Origin of the sequence: Mesobacillus boroniphilus (assembly GCF_018424685.1) — a bacterium.
Taxonomy (GTDB): Bacteria; Bacillota; Bacilli; order Bacillales; family Cytobacillaceae; genus Mesobacillus; species Mesobacillus boroniphilus_A.
Genome location: NZ_QTKX01000001.1, coordinates 1097644 through 1112246, shown reverse-complemented (window position 1 = coordinate 1112246; position 14603 = coordinate 1097644). Strand labels below are relative to the sequence as shown.

The following is a 14603-nucleotide window of genomic DNA, read 5'->3' as shown; positions in this document are numbered from 1 at the left end:
TCTGAGCTGAAAATTTTTGTGGTTTCAGATCAACGCTAACATTAGTTTAAGTGCATACTAATTGCATTTTTTAATATGTCATACTGATTAAGAAGAACAGTGTGTATGATCGCCCATGGCTTTACTGTAAAAAATTTTTTAACCTGGCTAGATTTTCTTCCAGAAATAAAGCATTTTTCTCAATTCCTCGCCGTTTACACCATCCAATACTATTAAAAGCAACTTTCCCATTATCCTTCTCAACAACAACTTGATACCCCTTACAAAAGGGTGTATCCCTTTCATCGATTATATCCACAACATAAGTCTCAGGTGTTTCTTTCATATTTTTCATCTCATATGGTGTTAAATGTAGCTTAACTGGGTGTGTCCAATAACCTGCAAGGTACCGCTGAGATATTGTAATCGCTAATTGTTCATTGACAGGTAAATTAGATTGATCAATATCAAAAGTTCGAGCATCGTGATAGATACCTATTATTAAGAGCATTAAGATTATCGGTACTAAATATCCGTTTCTTCAAAGACATTCTCCTTTCTTTGAATTATTCAAGTAGTGCCCCCGTCGTTTAATATAACAACGGAGGACTATCACCCATCGTATTAGCTAGAATGAAAAATATTCGGATGTTAGCACCAGGTAATAAAATAAATAATACCCTTATTAAACGGATTAAATGCTACTACTGTACCTGTTATTTTATTACCCAGGCATCTACATAAAAAGGGACAAATACTACATCTTTACGCCCATCAATTTGATTATAATCAATTACTTTGTAGCCTAAGCCTGTATAAACTTTTGTTCCCCCGTCTTTATAAACATTACTAAGAATGGAAAAGTTAGGTGGTTTATCCTCTTTTGCCAAATAATAGTCTCTTCCCATCATAATTAACGATGCAATCACCAAAAGAGCACCGATAAATAACTTCTTTTTTCTCATAATTACCCACCTATTAAGATTCATTTCGCAAGCTTTTTATTTTACTATTCAGCTTATTTTTAGTTGAAATGTCCTTTAGGAATAAATCCCCCAAGTAAATATGAGGAAATTATCAGTTTTTTAAACAACAACTTTAAATTCAAAGACCTCGTATGCTTGCTAATAAACTCAATGCCATGGCCAAAGAGTAGACTAATAAAAATGCAAAAGAAATAAACCTTTTCTTTTTAATAAAGATATAAGTAAAGATAACTGCTGAAATTAAAAGTGCGAAGTAATAAATATTTGATGCCGTACTATAAGCCCATCCCCACGAAAAAGGTATAAAATCAACAATTCCCCAAAGAAAGTAATGACTAATCACAATTAAAAAGTTTCTGATTTTAATCACCTTCCCCCCTAGCACAATAAAATTTGTCTGTACCTAAAAATCCTTCAGAGGAAGTTTGACATTTTTCCACCGCAAGCTTTACTCTCATGAAAGAAAGGTACATTAAATCACAATATCTATAATTCTTTTCATATAGCCTTCTTTTTCTTCAGTATTTACTTGATTGCTCAGGTCTTTATTCAGTCTAAGAATTTTCGGATCCATCGTGATGATTATTAATTTGTATATAGATTGCTATTAGGACGGCCAGTATTGCTCCTAATAACCCTCCAATACCGGGTTGTTCTGAAAGCATGCCTACAAAATATCCAATGATGGAACCGATTACAATAAATCTAATTAATTCTTGTGGCATTTACATACCTCCAGCTTCATTTCAAATTAAATCATTAAGTAATCGATTATAACGCCTGAAAATATTAATAAAATACCAAACAAGAAGTTTACTTGCTTCTCATTAATTTGTGTCTTTTCAAGAATATAAATTGGAATTCCTATTGAGGCTAGGAACTGGAGACTATTTAGAAGGTAATTTTCTTTAAAGACAATTATATTAGGGTAATACTGATAAATACCTGAAACTAAACCGAAAATAAAAAGCATCATTGGTATTCTTAATTTCCACTTCATTTTAAGTTCATCCCCTATCTAATAATAACCACGTTACCATTATTAAAATTTCTTTGTTATAGCTTCATGTACTGCGTGCTATAACTAAATCTATCAAAATTTTATATAAGAATAGTTCTACAAATCTAACTCAAACTCCTTGTATATGTCTTAATAAAAAAAGTGCACCACCCATATAAGGTGATGCACCACCCCAATCATATTTTTATCGTTTCCTTCAACCGCATTTTTGAAAGTACTCCTGCTATAAATGGAAGTAAGCAACCACACCTATTGCCCAATTGACCCCTAGAAGGTCGGCAATAATTCCAGCCATCAATGCACCAAAAGCATAACTGCTATCACGCCAGAAGTGGTATACGCCCATTGATGGAGCTCTCCAGTCTGGCTCAGCAACATCACTGATCGCCGCTTGCAAGGTTGGATAAACCATTGCGGTGCCTAGGCTTAATATAAGAGCACCTAAAATCCACAAGGAATACTGATTTGCGGCCAGTATCAGCCACAGTGCTGCGGCTTGTGCCCAAATGCCATTAGTGATCAGAACCTTTCTGCCAATCTTATCGCTTAATGTACCTGTAAACAGTTGAAATGTGGCATACTGCCGCGGGCCCTATTGTGTCTACGCTACTGAAGCAGTTGAGCTGTTAAAATCCAGGGGTTTTCAAGCGACATTGCTTGATGCAGGAATAAATGAGTGGAAACAAATCCAGCACTAGCTGAAAAGATACTCCAGATTAAAACTAATAAAACCATGCCAACAGGATCAAACTGTTGCATGGTTTTATTTACAATGATTTAGGTTTTTAATTACTTTCAGGAATAATTGTTTATTCATGACAATCTGCACCTTTTTCTACTAACACCTTTCTCTAAGTAAGAAGTTCAACAAAAAGGACCATGAATCCTTCCTGGATCCATGCACCTGTACCTTATAAAATGATCGAATAGAAACAAGTATCAGTCAGCTTGCTGCCATCTGCTGATAAATCATCATTTCGTAAAACACCTTCTAATTCAAATCCAAGCTTTTCGGGGATTGCCCGACTTTTCAGGTTGGTAGATTCACATCTAATTTCAATTCTATTGAATTTTAGATGATTTAGTCCGAAATTAGTTAATGCCTTTACCGCTTCAGTCATATATCCACTGCCGCTAAACTTCGTATTGATCCAATATCCAATTTCACATTTTGGGATGGCCCAGTCGATCCCTTGAAGGCTGACACTTCCAATGAATTCATTCGTCTCTTTTTTAAAAATTAGAAATCGAAAGCTTTCTCTTTTTAAAAAGTTAATATGTGCTTTCCTCAGGTTAATTTCGGTTTCCTCAACTTCGGGAAGCTTTTGTGCAAATGGAAGCCACGCTTTTAATTCACTAAATGAATCTCTTATTGCCTGGTTAACAATACTTCCGTCACCAGTTCGATTTGGCGCACGTAGTATTAATCTTTCTGTATCTAACTGGGATGGAATATCTAATAATATAGGGTTTTTCATCTTATTTCTCCTCTCCATCTAAAATGCAATAAAAAAACTCTCACCCCCAAGAAATGAATCTTGAGGACGAGAGTTATAACTTCCGTGGTACCACCTCAGTTTGTTGATTTGTCGCCAAACCAACCTCTTCGGATACGTTCATACCCTATCTTTTTATCGGAAGAACCCGTCTTACGATCCCTAATTGCTCATTAGATTGGTAAGATGCTCCGAGACTTTATTCAATAAGCTAGATATTACTCCCTTCCAGCAGCCAGGAGCTCTCTGAAAATATCCATGCTTAACTACTCTTCTCATCAACGCTTATATTATTTGGAATTTTAAAATATTTTAGCGGTTATGCTAAGTTATGTCAATAACCCTCTTTTTTAAAATAACTCTTTAAATCATAACAAGAAAGTCTTGACCTTTTTTCAAATCTTCAATTAAACCATAAAGACAGCAATCAAGATAATAGCTATTCCTGTTATCGAGAGGACATCTTGGTGCTGTCTGGTTTTAGGGCTTTCAGCTTTCCGTTCTTTTTCATATTCTTTGTATACCTTATGGTGGAGATGTTCATCATGCGGTATTTCTGGTGATTGGGCACCCATGATTCCTCTTCCTCCAAAGAAAACTATTTTGTGAAAGGGTAACGCTGCAATTAACAGTGAAAACCCTATTAATAATCCCCACATTCCTATAATACTTGCATCTAATCTTCCACTGAGGAGATAAGAGAAAAGAAGCAATATTGTATAGCTGCCAACCACCAAAAAGAAGCTAACCTTTAATATTTTCAGCAAAATTCCTCACCTCTTGAAAAAGTTCGCGGACGAGATTATAACCAGTTAAAAGCCTACCAATTGTTTTAAATCATTGTTATCACTGACAGTGGCGCTTTTGTTCATTTTAGTAATTCCACAAAAAAAGCGCCAACCCTTTTGGATCAACGCAAAATTTTAACGTATACTAAAATGATTTAATATTCTTCATCACTTTTATACTCCAAAATATCCCCGGGCTGGCATTCTAATGCTTTGCAAATAGCCTCTAGTGTTGACAGCCTGATTGCTTTGGCTTTTCCATTTTTCAAAATAGAAAGGTTAGCCATTGTGATTCCAACTCTATCCGAAAGTTCCGTTACACTCATTTTCCTTTTTGCCAACATCACATCAATATTGATTATAATTGCCATTATTTTCACCTCAGACTATTAAGTCGTTTTCTTCTTTAATATCGATGGCTTCTTGTAAAAGTCGCTGTAGGACTGCAGCGAAGACAGCAATCACCAATGGAGCAAAAATCATTCCCATTCCAATGAGGATGAGGCCCGGTGCATCATCCACCTCCGCTAAAATATAGACGAATGGGATGGCAACCACATACAAGCCGCTGATAATGATGGCACTATTTTTGATTTTCTTTAAAGCTTTTACAGATAAGTCAGAGAATGCCTGGTTCTTGTCAATATAAGTTAAAAGGGTAAATGATTGATACAGTGCGAAGTAAAATGGAACCGCCGCAACATACATAACCATTAATATGCCGTATACCACAAAAGCCAAATCTGACCCTCTTTCCGCTGCTTCATTCGCTTCAGACGCGATCTGAGGCAATAAAAACAAACACAAAGCCAGAACCGGAAGGCCAATCAAAATAACAGCTACCTTTAAAAAGAGTGTTGAACTTCTTTTCATAACAAGCACCTCATTCATTTATTGTCAATTTGAATTTATCATTTTATTTATCGATTTACAATAAATTTTTATTAAAAATTATAATTATTTTATTGAATTAGAGTTGCAAAAGTACAAAAAAGCGTTAATCCATTTCCGGATCAACGCATCATGATAGCAGCAACAATTATTTTTCAGAGATATCATCTTTTGAAGCATCCCGATGTTTAACACCTTTACTTTTATACGGTTTGGCACTCTTTGCTTTATTCGCACTTGCTTGCCAGCGATTCCAGCCTTTCTTACCCGTACCTCTGCCCGTTCCGCTCTTACCCTTAGCTTTACTCAAAAAATCAACTCCATCTTCTTGTACGTTCCTTGTTTAGTTTTATCCATTTTTCTTTAGTAAAAACCAAACATAATGAATTATTAGCATATAACAAACAGACATTAATATAAACATAAATTTTTCTGCAACAATATAAAAACAGTCCAACTCACTTAGAATCGGACTGTTGATTGTTATGATATTATTAATTTGCTTTTAAAAACTTTTTTAATGCACTCGAATGATTTCATATATATCTTCGTCGTGGTGTACCCTTGTATGCTTTGATTCAATTCTTTCAAATTCTTCATTTCCGACCTTTGGCACAGAGTCTCCTAGCAACCAGTTTTTGAATTCATAGATAATGTCTGTTAACATCATGATTCCTCCCGGAAATGGTTAATAATTATTTACACTCTTATTATACTTGTGAATAGTTTCACATGTAAAGCGCTTTCATTATATCCGGAATAGCAAAATAATATAGAATTATGAGAAATTTACCCTATTAGATTTTGTATTCCTATCTTGCCAAGTGATCAATTACTAGGCAGTATAATCCTCAACACTTTGAACAAAATACTCATGTTCAAAGGAGGTGTTTGCATGCCGAATCAAAATGACAACAAGTTCAGGAAAATCCAATCTGAGAGTTTCAAGCAAGGGAAATCGCAGGAAGAATACGCTGCTGAACTCGAAATGAACAAGTTGAAAGCCCAGAAGAGGAAGTAACCTATTTAAAAACGACAGAAAATGCCGTGGCGACACCACGGCATTCTGTCGTTTCTATTCACCCTTCAATAATGGGATATCCACCCCAACACCCAATCTAGTCATAACTTTACCCAGTGTCTCAAGCCCAGACTTAGGATTGATCTTCGTTTCAAGATAATATACTTCACCTGTAATTTGAGATTGATAGGTATGAAGCTGTGTAAATGGCCTTTGATCCGGGTGGATAGGTTGCAGCGCAATGGCATAACGCTTACCATTATCGGTAGATCCAAGTACGATTCCCGCTTTTATCATCTCGTGCAGAGGCAGACGATTGTCCTCGATCCACTTCAACGCTTCCTTCCAAATCGTCGGAACGCTAGAACCTTCAATTATAGATTCAACGCCATTCAGCTTTACTTTTACATATAAGGATTCCCATTTCTTGAAGCTTTTTCGTTCTGTTGAAGTATCGTCATCAGCCTGGACAGCTTTGTGCGTTACCTTTGCCTTCAGCTGGTCGAACAGTTTCTCAACAGTCCCTACGCCAACATTGTCATACTTCGCTAAAATCACAAGCTCCATTGGAAGCTGGCCGACTGTGTAGATTTGGTCTTCATTCAACTGCCTTAATAAGCTTGGAATACCCGTGAATTCCTCAGCAGTTAGCGCAACCTTTTTCAGTTCTTCCGTCACAATAATATGACTCGCTTTGTAAAAGAAGAACAGCTCCCCCTGACGCTTCAATGTCAGATGCCTGCGAACTTTCTCCTCTTCAATAAAGGTTCCAAGCTCTTCGAAAAACTGCTCATCATTTTTTTCATTATAACGCTTCACATTCTTGTGCAGACCTTCGAGATTGCCAGGCAGCTCACTCATGATCCGTGCTTCCTGTTCAGCACCAAGACGAATCAGGAAAGTTTCCGATTTATCAAATCGCTGCGGCAAAAGAAACGCATCCCGCAAGAAATAAGGAATATCAAGAGATCTTCCTTTGTAAGTAATCGTTCGGATTGGCGTAAATCCTGGTGTCTCCTGAACCTCAACAGCAGGAGCAGAAACAGCCACTGCCACTTCTTCCTTTGCCAGAGTTTCAGCCTGTTGCAGAGGAGGATTTTTCAATAGATCCTCCAATCCTTTCAACCTGACCTCAAGCTCGGACATATCAAACACTCTTTCTGCCTGTGGAGAAGGATCCTGATATTCAGGCACCGTCACATCCACTGGACCGTATACCTCAACATACCATTTGACAATGCTATACAAGGCTTCCCATGATAAAAGCGCCTCGGAAAAGCGGAACATCCGCACATCATGTGCCGCCTGGTTCCCCATTCTCCGCACCAAATGCAGCGCATCGCGAATCTCAGGAATCAAATAACCTTGTTCATTGAGCAGATCAAGCCGTTCCTTCAAACCAGTCCGAGCATCCTCTGGTATCCCTTCTTCTTTCGTCACCTGCTGCAGAATATTTTCAATGAACACCCGCGAATGAGTAAGCATCGTTCTTGGGCTGGAAAAGATACTATTCTCCAATTCCTTCGCTAACAATGCTAATTCCTTTGAAATCGGCTCTAAAAACTGATAAAAATATGTATTCAAATTCATGAAATGGTCCCCCGATTGTAGTATTCTATGATTTTATCATAATAATTGACTATTTTTAGCTTCAACCGAAAATTGGAAGGCAACTATTTAAGGGGCTAAACATTATATTGGCGAAAATATCGTTTTATTGGCGATATTTTATTTTTAATGGCGAAAATCTTATTTTATTGGCGAAAATCATTATTTTTTTCGCAAACTGGAAATTACGAGCTATATTTTCCAATTTTTCATTTGAGTTACAAACACTCATCCACCCTAAAAAAAAGACATAAAAAATACCCTCCATACGAAACTATATAAAACAAGAATACATTTCCCAGGAGGAAAAATATGCAAAAAGTCATTTGCATCAATAACGAAGGTTTAGAATTAGAATTCAAAGTAGGCGAGAAATATGATGTCGATCGAGAGCTTGAAACGACTTATATAGTTACCAATGAACTTGGTAAAAAGCATACCGTATTTAAAACTCAATTTGGACCTGTAGAGGAATCTGGTGCGGCGATTTAAATCCTTCAATTTGAAGCAATTGATGGGAGGAGCATCACCTACCCATCAATTGCAGTTAAATTTATTAAATTCCATTCCACAAATCATACTCCTCCCTCACAAAAAACCTAAATTTTAAATCTGCCCACTCCCTTCGGAGATCCAAACAAAAAAATCCCTCGACATCTCGAGAGATTTTTTCATTATGCATATTGAATTCCTGCAGCCTTGACCTTATTAATATCCCCAGAACTGCATGGTGTGACGCCATAAGTCATGCCGCAGCTTGGGCAGTTAGTGATGACGGTTTCCATCGTGAACATTTCACCGCATTCGCAAGCGATCTGATGGGCAACCCGTGGCTTTATCTTTTCCTTACCCTTGCTCTTCACATGGTCAACAATTGCTTTGCCATCTTCTAGTCTAGAACATCCACAGCTCATGAAAAAAACTCCTTTATGCTTAATTAACAATGTTAACATAGCATAAAGGTTTCACAAGGGAGTATAGCAAAAGTCACACCTAACGATTGACTTTTTGAAGAAAGTCGCCAATCACCTGAAGATACTCATCCGGTTCTTCCATATACGGCATATGAGCACTTTTTTCAAAAACATGAAGCTCAGATCGTGGCGTCAACCTAGCATAATACTCAGTCGATTCAGGTGTCGCCTCATCAAACCGGCCACAAGTATAAAGCGTCGGGCACTCAATCTCACCCAGCTGCGGTGTGCAATCGAAAGTCTTAAGATTTCCCTTCACCGTAAATTCAGAAGGTCCCCACATCGTTTCATAAACAACAGGGTTCTTCATACCGGCTCCAGCCTTCAACCATTCCAAATCTGGCTCCCCTCGGAAAACAAACTCCTTGTTGAACTCCTTGATCGCTGCCTTGAATTCTTCGGAATCCGTCTCTCCGCTTTCCTCGCAGCGCAATATCGTCTCCTGCACCTCGGCGGGAAGCTTGGCAATATTCCGCTTCTGATCCTCTTCCCACATCGGCGCACTCAAACACGGACTTGAAAAAATCACGCTCTTGACACCATCTGGCTTTGTCAGCGCATAGGCTGCCGCAAGAGTAGTCCCCCATGAATGGCCAAGAATATGTACCTCATCAAGTTCTAACGCCTCCCTAACCTGGCCAAGCTCCTCAACAAAACGGTCGATATTCCAAAGCGTGAGATCATCCGGACGGTCAGATTTCCCGCAGCCAAGCTGATCATACATGACAACCGGGCGATCCTTGCCAAGCGCCTTCAACCCTTTCAATGAATAAGTTGAAGACCCAGGCCCTCCATGTAAAATAACGACAGGAGTCCCTTCTGCATCCTTATTGTAAATTTCATACCAGACTCTCCCGCCGGTAACCGGCACAAACCCTTCTTTGTACATATGTAATCCTCCTAATCAAACTCAATTTAATTTCATTATACAAATCTCTTACTCAACGACCTAAACCTTTTCAAACCTTATGTAACCCATTAAATATAAGCAAATTAACTAAACACTTTCTCTTTCTCAGTTTGTTGCTCCAGCAAAGGTTCATACATCATAATAGCGTGATTTTCAGTAATGAACTCATCATCAATTTGTATTTTATCATTGTTAAATATTTTTCGGTGAATTCGATTATGCCTTACATATCCTCCCCAATACTCTCGAGTGATTAAATGTTCACGTTCATAAACTTCATAAGTATGGATTGGCGGGGATTCGGACCTCCATTCACCAACTAAATGAGTATCATTTAAATAAACAACTAATTGATAAGTTTTATTCGTTTCATTTTTAATTTGTAAGTCTAGATAATTATAAGCACAAGTGGCTCCACTGCCAAAGGGCTGACTTCTTTTGGAATCCGGAAAAACATCATAGCTATGTCGATATCTTTCAGTAATGGTTAATGGAGTGTGTAAAGTCATCCAATAAATCAAGTTCGATAGTTGACATAAGCCCCCACCTACGCCTGTTGTAACCTTCCCATAATGGAGGATCATACCGTCTACATACCCTTTGCTCTTTGTGGTATTTCCAAGCAACCGCCAATAAGAGAAGGTTTCTCCAGGCCTGATTATTACTTTATTTAGATTTTGGGTGGCGATTTTAAGATTCTTCACCTTATTATGCTGTAACCACATGTCAACGTCTTTCAATTCTCGAAGTAGTAAAGTTTGATGGGTAAATACCAAATGTCTCATCGGAATATCTTCTTTTTTCAAAGAAAATCTCCTATTCCCAAAGAACCAATCAAAATACCTTTTTGAACGATAATATTTTTTCCCAAGATAAATCCTCATAGGGCTTCTTTTAATAGGCTTCAAATTTTCCATCACAGCCTCCTTCTATGCTTATATACTTTAAACTAATTTCAAATAGTACCTATACAATACCTAATAAATTCGCCTCAATAGGGAAATTTCCTTTTATATCAATCTCGCTTACAAAAATGCAGGGATATAAAAAAAGAGAATGTCTCAATCGTCTTGAGACACTCCCTTTTAAAATCAATTAGTAACCGCTGTCTGATCCTACAGGTACAATCCCATTGTAATCAGTCAAGTACCCTGCCAGAGGGTAATGCGGGATGTTATACCAGTCATCTGGGTTCACATTTCCCACTTCACCAGTTACATAACCGTGTACCAACGACTTCAACGCAAGATAATTCTGCTTTGTCAGGTAGCCATTTGATTTTTGGCCAAGGCTTCCTTCAGTAGAATTTCCTTTTGTTTCAAAGAATACTGCTGGATGGCTATGCCCTTCAGGATTCAGATTGTTGTAGTTCAGCCCCATCATCATGGCCGAAACAACACCACCCCTGATATCGATATCGTAGCCAAATTCTTCTTCTCTATTTACGCCGACCTGGTAACGGTCAATATGTGTATAGCCATAATCCTTCATCTCATCATAGACATAAGCCATCATCTGCTTGGTGATCTCATTATAGCCGGTACTAGGCAGGGTTGGCCCATCCGGAGCAAGTGAGATTCCAAGTGAAAAAGAAGTAGATTCATTTGTTCCATAGACTTGCTTAAGTCCTTGATGGTGAAGGTCGATTGCGAAATCTGGGTTCACGTCCGCCCAGTATGCATAGACTACCTTAGATTCAACAGCTTCAAAACCTTTAGCAGTCCAATCACGGTTTAAGTCAATTAATTTACCGCTATCAGAAAGCCTGGTATGTCGAATGTTCATTTCTGCTCCATCCGGATTGTACATTGGGATGAAATAGAGTGTTGCTTCTTCAAGAACTCTCTCCACATCTTTCTCGCCGCTATTCGCATACATTTTTAAAAGCTGGAGTGCTGCTTCGGTAACCAATTTCTCGTTTCCGTGTATTTGGGCCTGAATCCAAATTTTTTGTGGGCCTGTTCCCACTTTTGCGACATAAATGCTTCTGCCCTGTTCTGACTTTCCATATTCATCAAGTGTTGATACCTCAACCTTTACTTTGCTACTTCTCTCGATGTCTTCAAGGATCTTGACAACGTCTGCGTAAGAGAGGGTACTGTTAATATTTGTATTGCCATTCGTGGATGGCCCTCCTGGCTGGAGTGCTGCAAATGATGTCGAGCCAAATGCAAGTATGAAGATCAAGGCAGCCATTACGATTTTCATTAATCTTTTTACCAATTTATGTACCCCTTCCATAAAAGTCGTCGCCCCTGAACTACTTCCCCTCCTTTTTATACCTTTCGGGACGCTAAATAAAGGATAAAATAAATTAGCAACAGTTTAATAGTGTAAAAAGTATGAATGTTTTGACAATAATAGACAAGTGCTATAATAAGTCTTTATACCTGCAATCTACAAGAAGGTTATCAATAGATTAAGAAATCTCAAGGGACAGACCGAAAAGCGCAAGCGCCTCTTTCAGCCCCGACAAGCGCTGCCCGCCTTATAGCGCCACGTCCTCCCAAAAGCTACCGCTTTCGGTCGTGCGATGAATCGCTTCGAAGCCTTCCTTGTCCTGTGGCTGGCGGGTCTAGCACATCGTGTGCCACGGAGGGCCGGCCGGTGAAGTCGTTCTTTGACTTCATTGGGTGGACCGAAGCGACTCGAGGGGCTAGGCGCTGGAGCTGGATTAAGACCCCCTACATGTAGTTATCCACAACTAAATAATTTTATAATTTCCTAAACAATTAAAAAAAGACAGCGGAACTGATTCGCTGTCTCACTAACTCTGGTTTTATTTTTAAAATTACTAATCCAGCACTAGCTGCTATTATCTTTCTAAATATAATCTCCCGAAAATCCTATGCCTCTTCTGCTAATTGTACCGATTTCTTTTTCGTTAAAGAAGTAATGAACACCCCGATAAAAACCAGGCACCCGCCAATGATTTGCGGAATGGTAATCACCTCACCAAGGATAAAAAACGCTGCAATTGCACCAAAAACTGGGATAAGGTTTAGAGAAATTGATGCTTTCGATGGCCCAATCATGGCAACCGCACGATTCCACAATAAAAAAGAACAGATTGATGGAAAGATTCCAATATATAAAAGAGCACTTAAATCAGCAAGTTTCACCTCACCGATTGGGACAATCGACAACTCGATTGCGACCGCAGGTATCATCACGATAAAACCAATTGCGAGCGTGTAACCGAAAACCGCCAGCGAAGGCAGCTTCCCGGAAATCTTCTTAATATAAATCGAGTATAAAGCCCATGAAATTACTGCCAGCACCATGATCAAGTCACCGATATTAAACTGCAAATCAAGCACTCTTTCAAACGAACCCTGTGTGATAACAAAAAGCACCCCAATCACCGATATCGCCATGGACACCCAGTACTTTAATGCCATCTTTTCACCAATCAATAGCGCCGACAAAAGGAAAATGAATAATGGACTAGTGCTGTTCAAAAGCGTCGCGTTAATTGCCGTCGTGTAATTGAGCGCCCAATAAATCAGCAGATTAAAACCAATCACCCCGGTTACAGCCAAGAATAAAAGCAGCTTGAAATGCTCTTTTAATGCTTCCCTTTCATGTTTGAACAGCTTGATAATAACCGGGGACATGATCAGAACACCTATCCCCAAACGGGTGAAGGAAATCGTCACCGGCGGCAGCGAACCAGCAAGAAACTTGCCAGCAACCGCATTGCCACCCCAGAAAAAAGCAGCTCCAACTAAAAGTAAGTACGGTGCATTCCCAAGCCTCTGGATCATTTACTTTCCCCCTGGAGATAAAAATTTGTTACTTTATTTGGAATTTCCAACAAGAGTCCCAATTAAAACCATCAGTTTCCTTCTTATCCATTCAACATGTACCAGTAAATTTCCTTCTTTCTCTATTCTGCATCGTTTTTAAATCTCTTTTGGAGTGCAAAATGAAAAAAACAACACAAATAGCATGCAAAATCGGCTATGATTTAGCATGCTACTTTTTGATGGAATATCATTATTTTTTGGCATTATTCGCACTATAATTAGCATACCAATTAGCAAAGTGAAAATGTTCATTCTCACGCTCTCACGCTGATAGTATATATGCTATAACGGTTGTTAATACTTCGTTAAATTAGATGGGTATAGAATTATTTTGAACAAAAAAGATGCAACAGGGAGATCCCAGTTGCGTCTAAGTGTCTTAATGCACACCAAGAGGTTCGGATTTAAATGACAGTCCTTGTTCTACTAAAGCACCCGTTTGTTCAATAAGAAAGTATTACATTAAGATGTACACTGTAATACCAATTGCACACCCCACCCTTTGTAATCTATAATTCAATTGAATATTATTATGAGGAGAATTATTTTGATAATTAGAGCTATAAGAATATCTGACACGGAGAAATTTCTTAACCTTTGCAAAAAGTTGGATACCGAATCCAACTTTATGATGCTCGAGCCAGAAGAGCGAACAACCACTTTTGATAAACAGTATGAGTACATAAAAAATATTATTGAAGACGATTTATCAATAATCCTAGTATGCGAAATAGAAGGAAATATTGTTGGTTACCTCTCCGCTATAAGAGAAAGCTTTAATAGGGTACGTCACAGTGCATATATTGTTACTGGAATTCTCAAAGAATTCACAGGTCGAGGGATTGGAACAAAATTTTTTCATGAACTCGAACAATGGTCCCACGCCAACAACATACATCGACTTGAACTTACTGTGATGTGTCATAATGAAGCAGGTTTAGCCCTTTATAAAAAAATGGGATTCGAAATAGAAGGGACTAAAAAGCACTCCCTCATTGTTGAAAATCAATATATCGATGAGTATTATATGGCTAAGCTAATCTAAGTTTATTAAACATCCGATCAAATTTCGGATGTTTTCTATTTTCGTTTAACGTGTCCAAGCTGCAACAAACAATTC

Annotated in this window: 20 protein-coding genes, 1 pseudogene and 1 other annotated feature; of the genes and pseudogenes, 3 read left to right on the top strand and 18 right to left on the bottom strand. The window is 38.3% G+C overall.

Annotation, left to right across the window (positions count from 1 at the left end; translation table 11 throughout):
- Positions 1 to 121: 121 nt before the first annotated feature.
- The 12 genes and pseudogenes from DYI25_RS22410 to DYI25_RS05600 all read right to left on the bottom strand — a co-directional run bounded on the left by DYI25_RS22410 (position 122) and on the right by DYI25_RS05600 (position 5831).
- Positions 122 to 325, bottom strand: coding sequence for a hypothetical protein (locus DYI25_RS22410; protein WP_249745258.1), 204 nt, complete (start codon positions 323 to 325; stop codon positions 122 to 124).
- Positions 326 to 695: 370 nt separating this feature from the next.
- Positions 696 to 944 (bottom strand): hypothetical protein, encoded by a 249-nt coding sequence (locus tag DYI25_RS05650; RefSeq protein ID WP_213367447.1) that lies wholly within the window; start codon positions 942 to 944, stop codon positions 696 to 698.
- A gap of 139 nt (positions 945 to 1083) precedes the next feature.
- Positions 1084 to 1335 carry a hypothetical protein gene (locus DYI25_RS05645; RefSeq protein WP_213367446.1) on the bottom strand — a complete coding sequence of 84 codons (252 nt, stop codon included), beginning with the start codon at positions 1333 to 1335 and terminating at the stop codon, positions 1084 to 1086.
- Positions 1336 to 1519: 184 nt separating this feature from the next.
- Positions 1520 to 1690, bottom strand: coding sequence for a hypothetical protein (locus DYI25_RS05640; RefSeq protein ID WP_213367445.1), 171 nt, complete (start codon positions 1688 to 1690; stop codon positions 1520 to 1522).
- A 26-nt stretch (positions 1691 to 1716) separates the two neighbouring features.
- Positions 1717 to 1965, bottom strand: a complete 249-nt coding sequence (locus DYI25_RS05635) for a hypothetical protein (protein WP_213367444.1) — start codon at positions 1963 to 1965, stop codon at positions 1717 to 1719.
- A gap of 197 nt (positions 1966 to 2162) precedes the next feature.
- Positions 2163 to 2575, bottom strand: a pseudogene (locus DYI25_RS05630) (MFS transporter); the annotation flags it as partial.
- Between the two features lie 322 nt (positions 2576 to 2897).
- Positions 2898 to 3464: a GNAT family N-acetyltransferase gene (locus tag DYI25_RS05625; protein WP_213367443.1), complete on the bottom strand. Its 567-nt coding sequence runs from the start codon at positions 3462 to 3464 to the stop codon at positions 2898 to 2900.
- A 59-nt stretch (positions 3465 to 3523) separates the two neighbouring features.
- Positions 3524 to 3773: a binding site (T-box leader), on the bottom strand.
- Positions 3774 to 3889: 116 nt separating this feature from the next.
- Positions 3890 to 4249, bottom strand: coding sequence for a hypothetical protein (locus DYI25_RS05620; protein WP_213367442.1), 360 nt, complete (start codon positions 4247 to 4249; stop codon positions 3890 to 3892).
- Between the two features lie 176 nt (positions 4250 to 4425).
- Positions 4426 to 4641, bottom strand: a complete 216-nt coding sequence (locus tag DYI25_RS05615) for a helix-turn-helix domain-containing protein (protein ID WP_213367441.1) — start codon at positions 4639 to 4641, stop codon at positions 4426 to 4428.
- A 10-nt stretch (positions 4642 to 4651) separates the two neighbouring features.
- Positions 4652 to 5143 carry a DUF2975 domain-containing protein gene (locus DYI25_RS05610; protein ID WP_213367440.1) on the bottom strand — a complete coding sequence of 164 codons (492 nt, stop codon included), beginning with the start codon at positions 5141 to 5143 and terminating at the stop codon, positions 4652 to 4654.
- A 166-nt stretch (positions 5144 to 5309) separates the two neighbouring features.
- Entirely contained in the window at positions 5310 to 5471 is a 162-nt protein-coding gene (locus tag DYI25_RS05605; protein WP_213367439.1) for a DUF3934 domain-containing protein, read from the bottom strand.
- A 207-nt stretch (positions 5472 to 5678) separates the two neighbouring features.
- Positions 5679 to 5831: a hypothetical protein gene (locus tag DYI25_RS05600; protein WP_213367438.1), complete on the bottom strand. Its 153-nt coding sequence runs from the start codon at positions 5829 to 5831 to the stop codon at positions 5679 to 5681.
- Between the two features lie 225 nt (positions 5832 to 6056).
- Between DYI25_RS05600 and DYI25_RS22570 the strand changes: the two genes are divergently transcribed.
- Positions 6057 to 6182, top strand: coding sequence for a hypothetical protein (locus DYI25_RS22570; RefSeq protein WP_023614463.1), 126 nt, complete (start codon positions 6057 to 6059; stop codon positions 6180 to 6182).
- 54 nt (positions 6183 to 6236) lie between these two features.
- On the opposite strand, the gene DYI25_RS05595 is transcribed toward DYI25_RS22570, so the two are convergent.
- Entirely contained in the window at positions 6237 to 7772 is a 1536-nt protein-coding gene (locus DYI25_RS05595; RefSeq protein WP_249745257.1) for a DUF4145 domain-containing protein, read from the bottom strand.
- A gap of 330 nt (positions 7773 to 8102) precedes the next feature.
- Between DYI25_RS05595 and DYI25_RS05590 the strand changes: the two genes are divergently transcribed.
- Positions 8103 to 8282 (top strand): hypothetical protein, encoded by a 180-nt coding sequence (locus DYI25_RS05590; protein ID WP_213367437.1) that lies wholly within the window; start codon positions 8103 to 8105, stop codon positions 8280 to 8282.
- A 182-nt stretch (positions 8283 to 8464) separates the two neighbouring features.
- Here DYI25_RS05590 and DYI25_RS05585 read toward each other — a convergent pair whose 3' ends face one another.
- From DYI25_RS05585 to DYI25_RS05565, 5 genes are all read right to left on the bottom strand, one after another.
- Positions 8465 to 8704 (bottom strand): hypothetical protein, encoded by a 240-nt coding sequence (locus DYI25_RS05585; protein ID WP_167830621.1) that lies wholly within the window; start codon positions 8702 to 8704, stop codon positions 8465 to 8467.
- Positions 8705 to 8783: 79 nt separating this feature from the next.
- Positions 8784 to 9653 carry a proline iminopeptidase-family hydrolase gene (locus DYI25_RS05580; protein ID WP_213367436.1) on the bottom strand — a complete coding sequence of 290 codons (870 nt, stop codon included), beginning with the start codon at positions 9651 to 9653 and terminating at the stop codon, positions 8784 to 8786.
- Between the two features lie 104 nt (positions 9654 to 9757).
- Positions 9758 to 10591: a VanW family protein gene (locus DYI25_RS05575; RefSeq protein ID WP_213367435.1), complete on the bottom strand. Its 834-nt coding sequence runs from the start codon at positions 10589 to 10591 to the stop codon at positions 9758 to 9760.
- A 178-nt stretch (positions 10592 to 10769) separates the two neighbouring features.
- A complete protein-coding gene (locus DYI25_RS05570; RefSeq protein ID WP_249745256.1) occupies positions 10770 to 11897 on the bottom strand; it encodes a M14 family zinc carboxypeptidase in 1128 nt (375 codons plus the stop codon).
- Between the two features lie 623 nt (positions 11898 to 12520).
- The gene (locus DYI25_RS05565) at positions 12521 to 13441 is read right to left on the bottom strand and encodes a DMT family transporter (RefSeq protein WP_213367434.1); all 921 of its coding nucleotides are present in this window, start codon (positions 13439 to 13441) and stop codon (positions 12521 to 12523) included.
- A 589-nt stretch (positions 13442 to 14030) separates the two neighbouring features.
- Here DYI25_RS05565 and DYI25_RS05560 point away from each other — a divergent pair.
- Positions 14031 to 14528 (top strand): GNAT family N-acetyltransferase, encoded by a 498-nt coding sequence (locus DYI25_RS05560; RefSeq protein ID WP_249745255.1) that lies wholly within the window; start codon positions 14031 to 14033, stop codon positions 14526 to 14528.
- Positions 14529 to 14603: the final 75 nt, after the last annotated feature.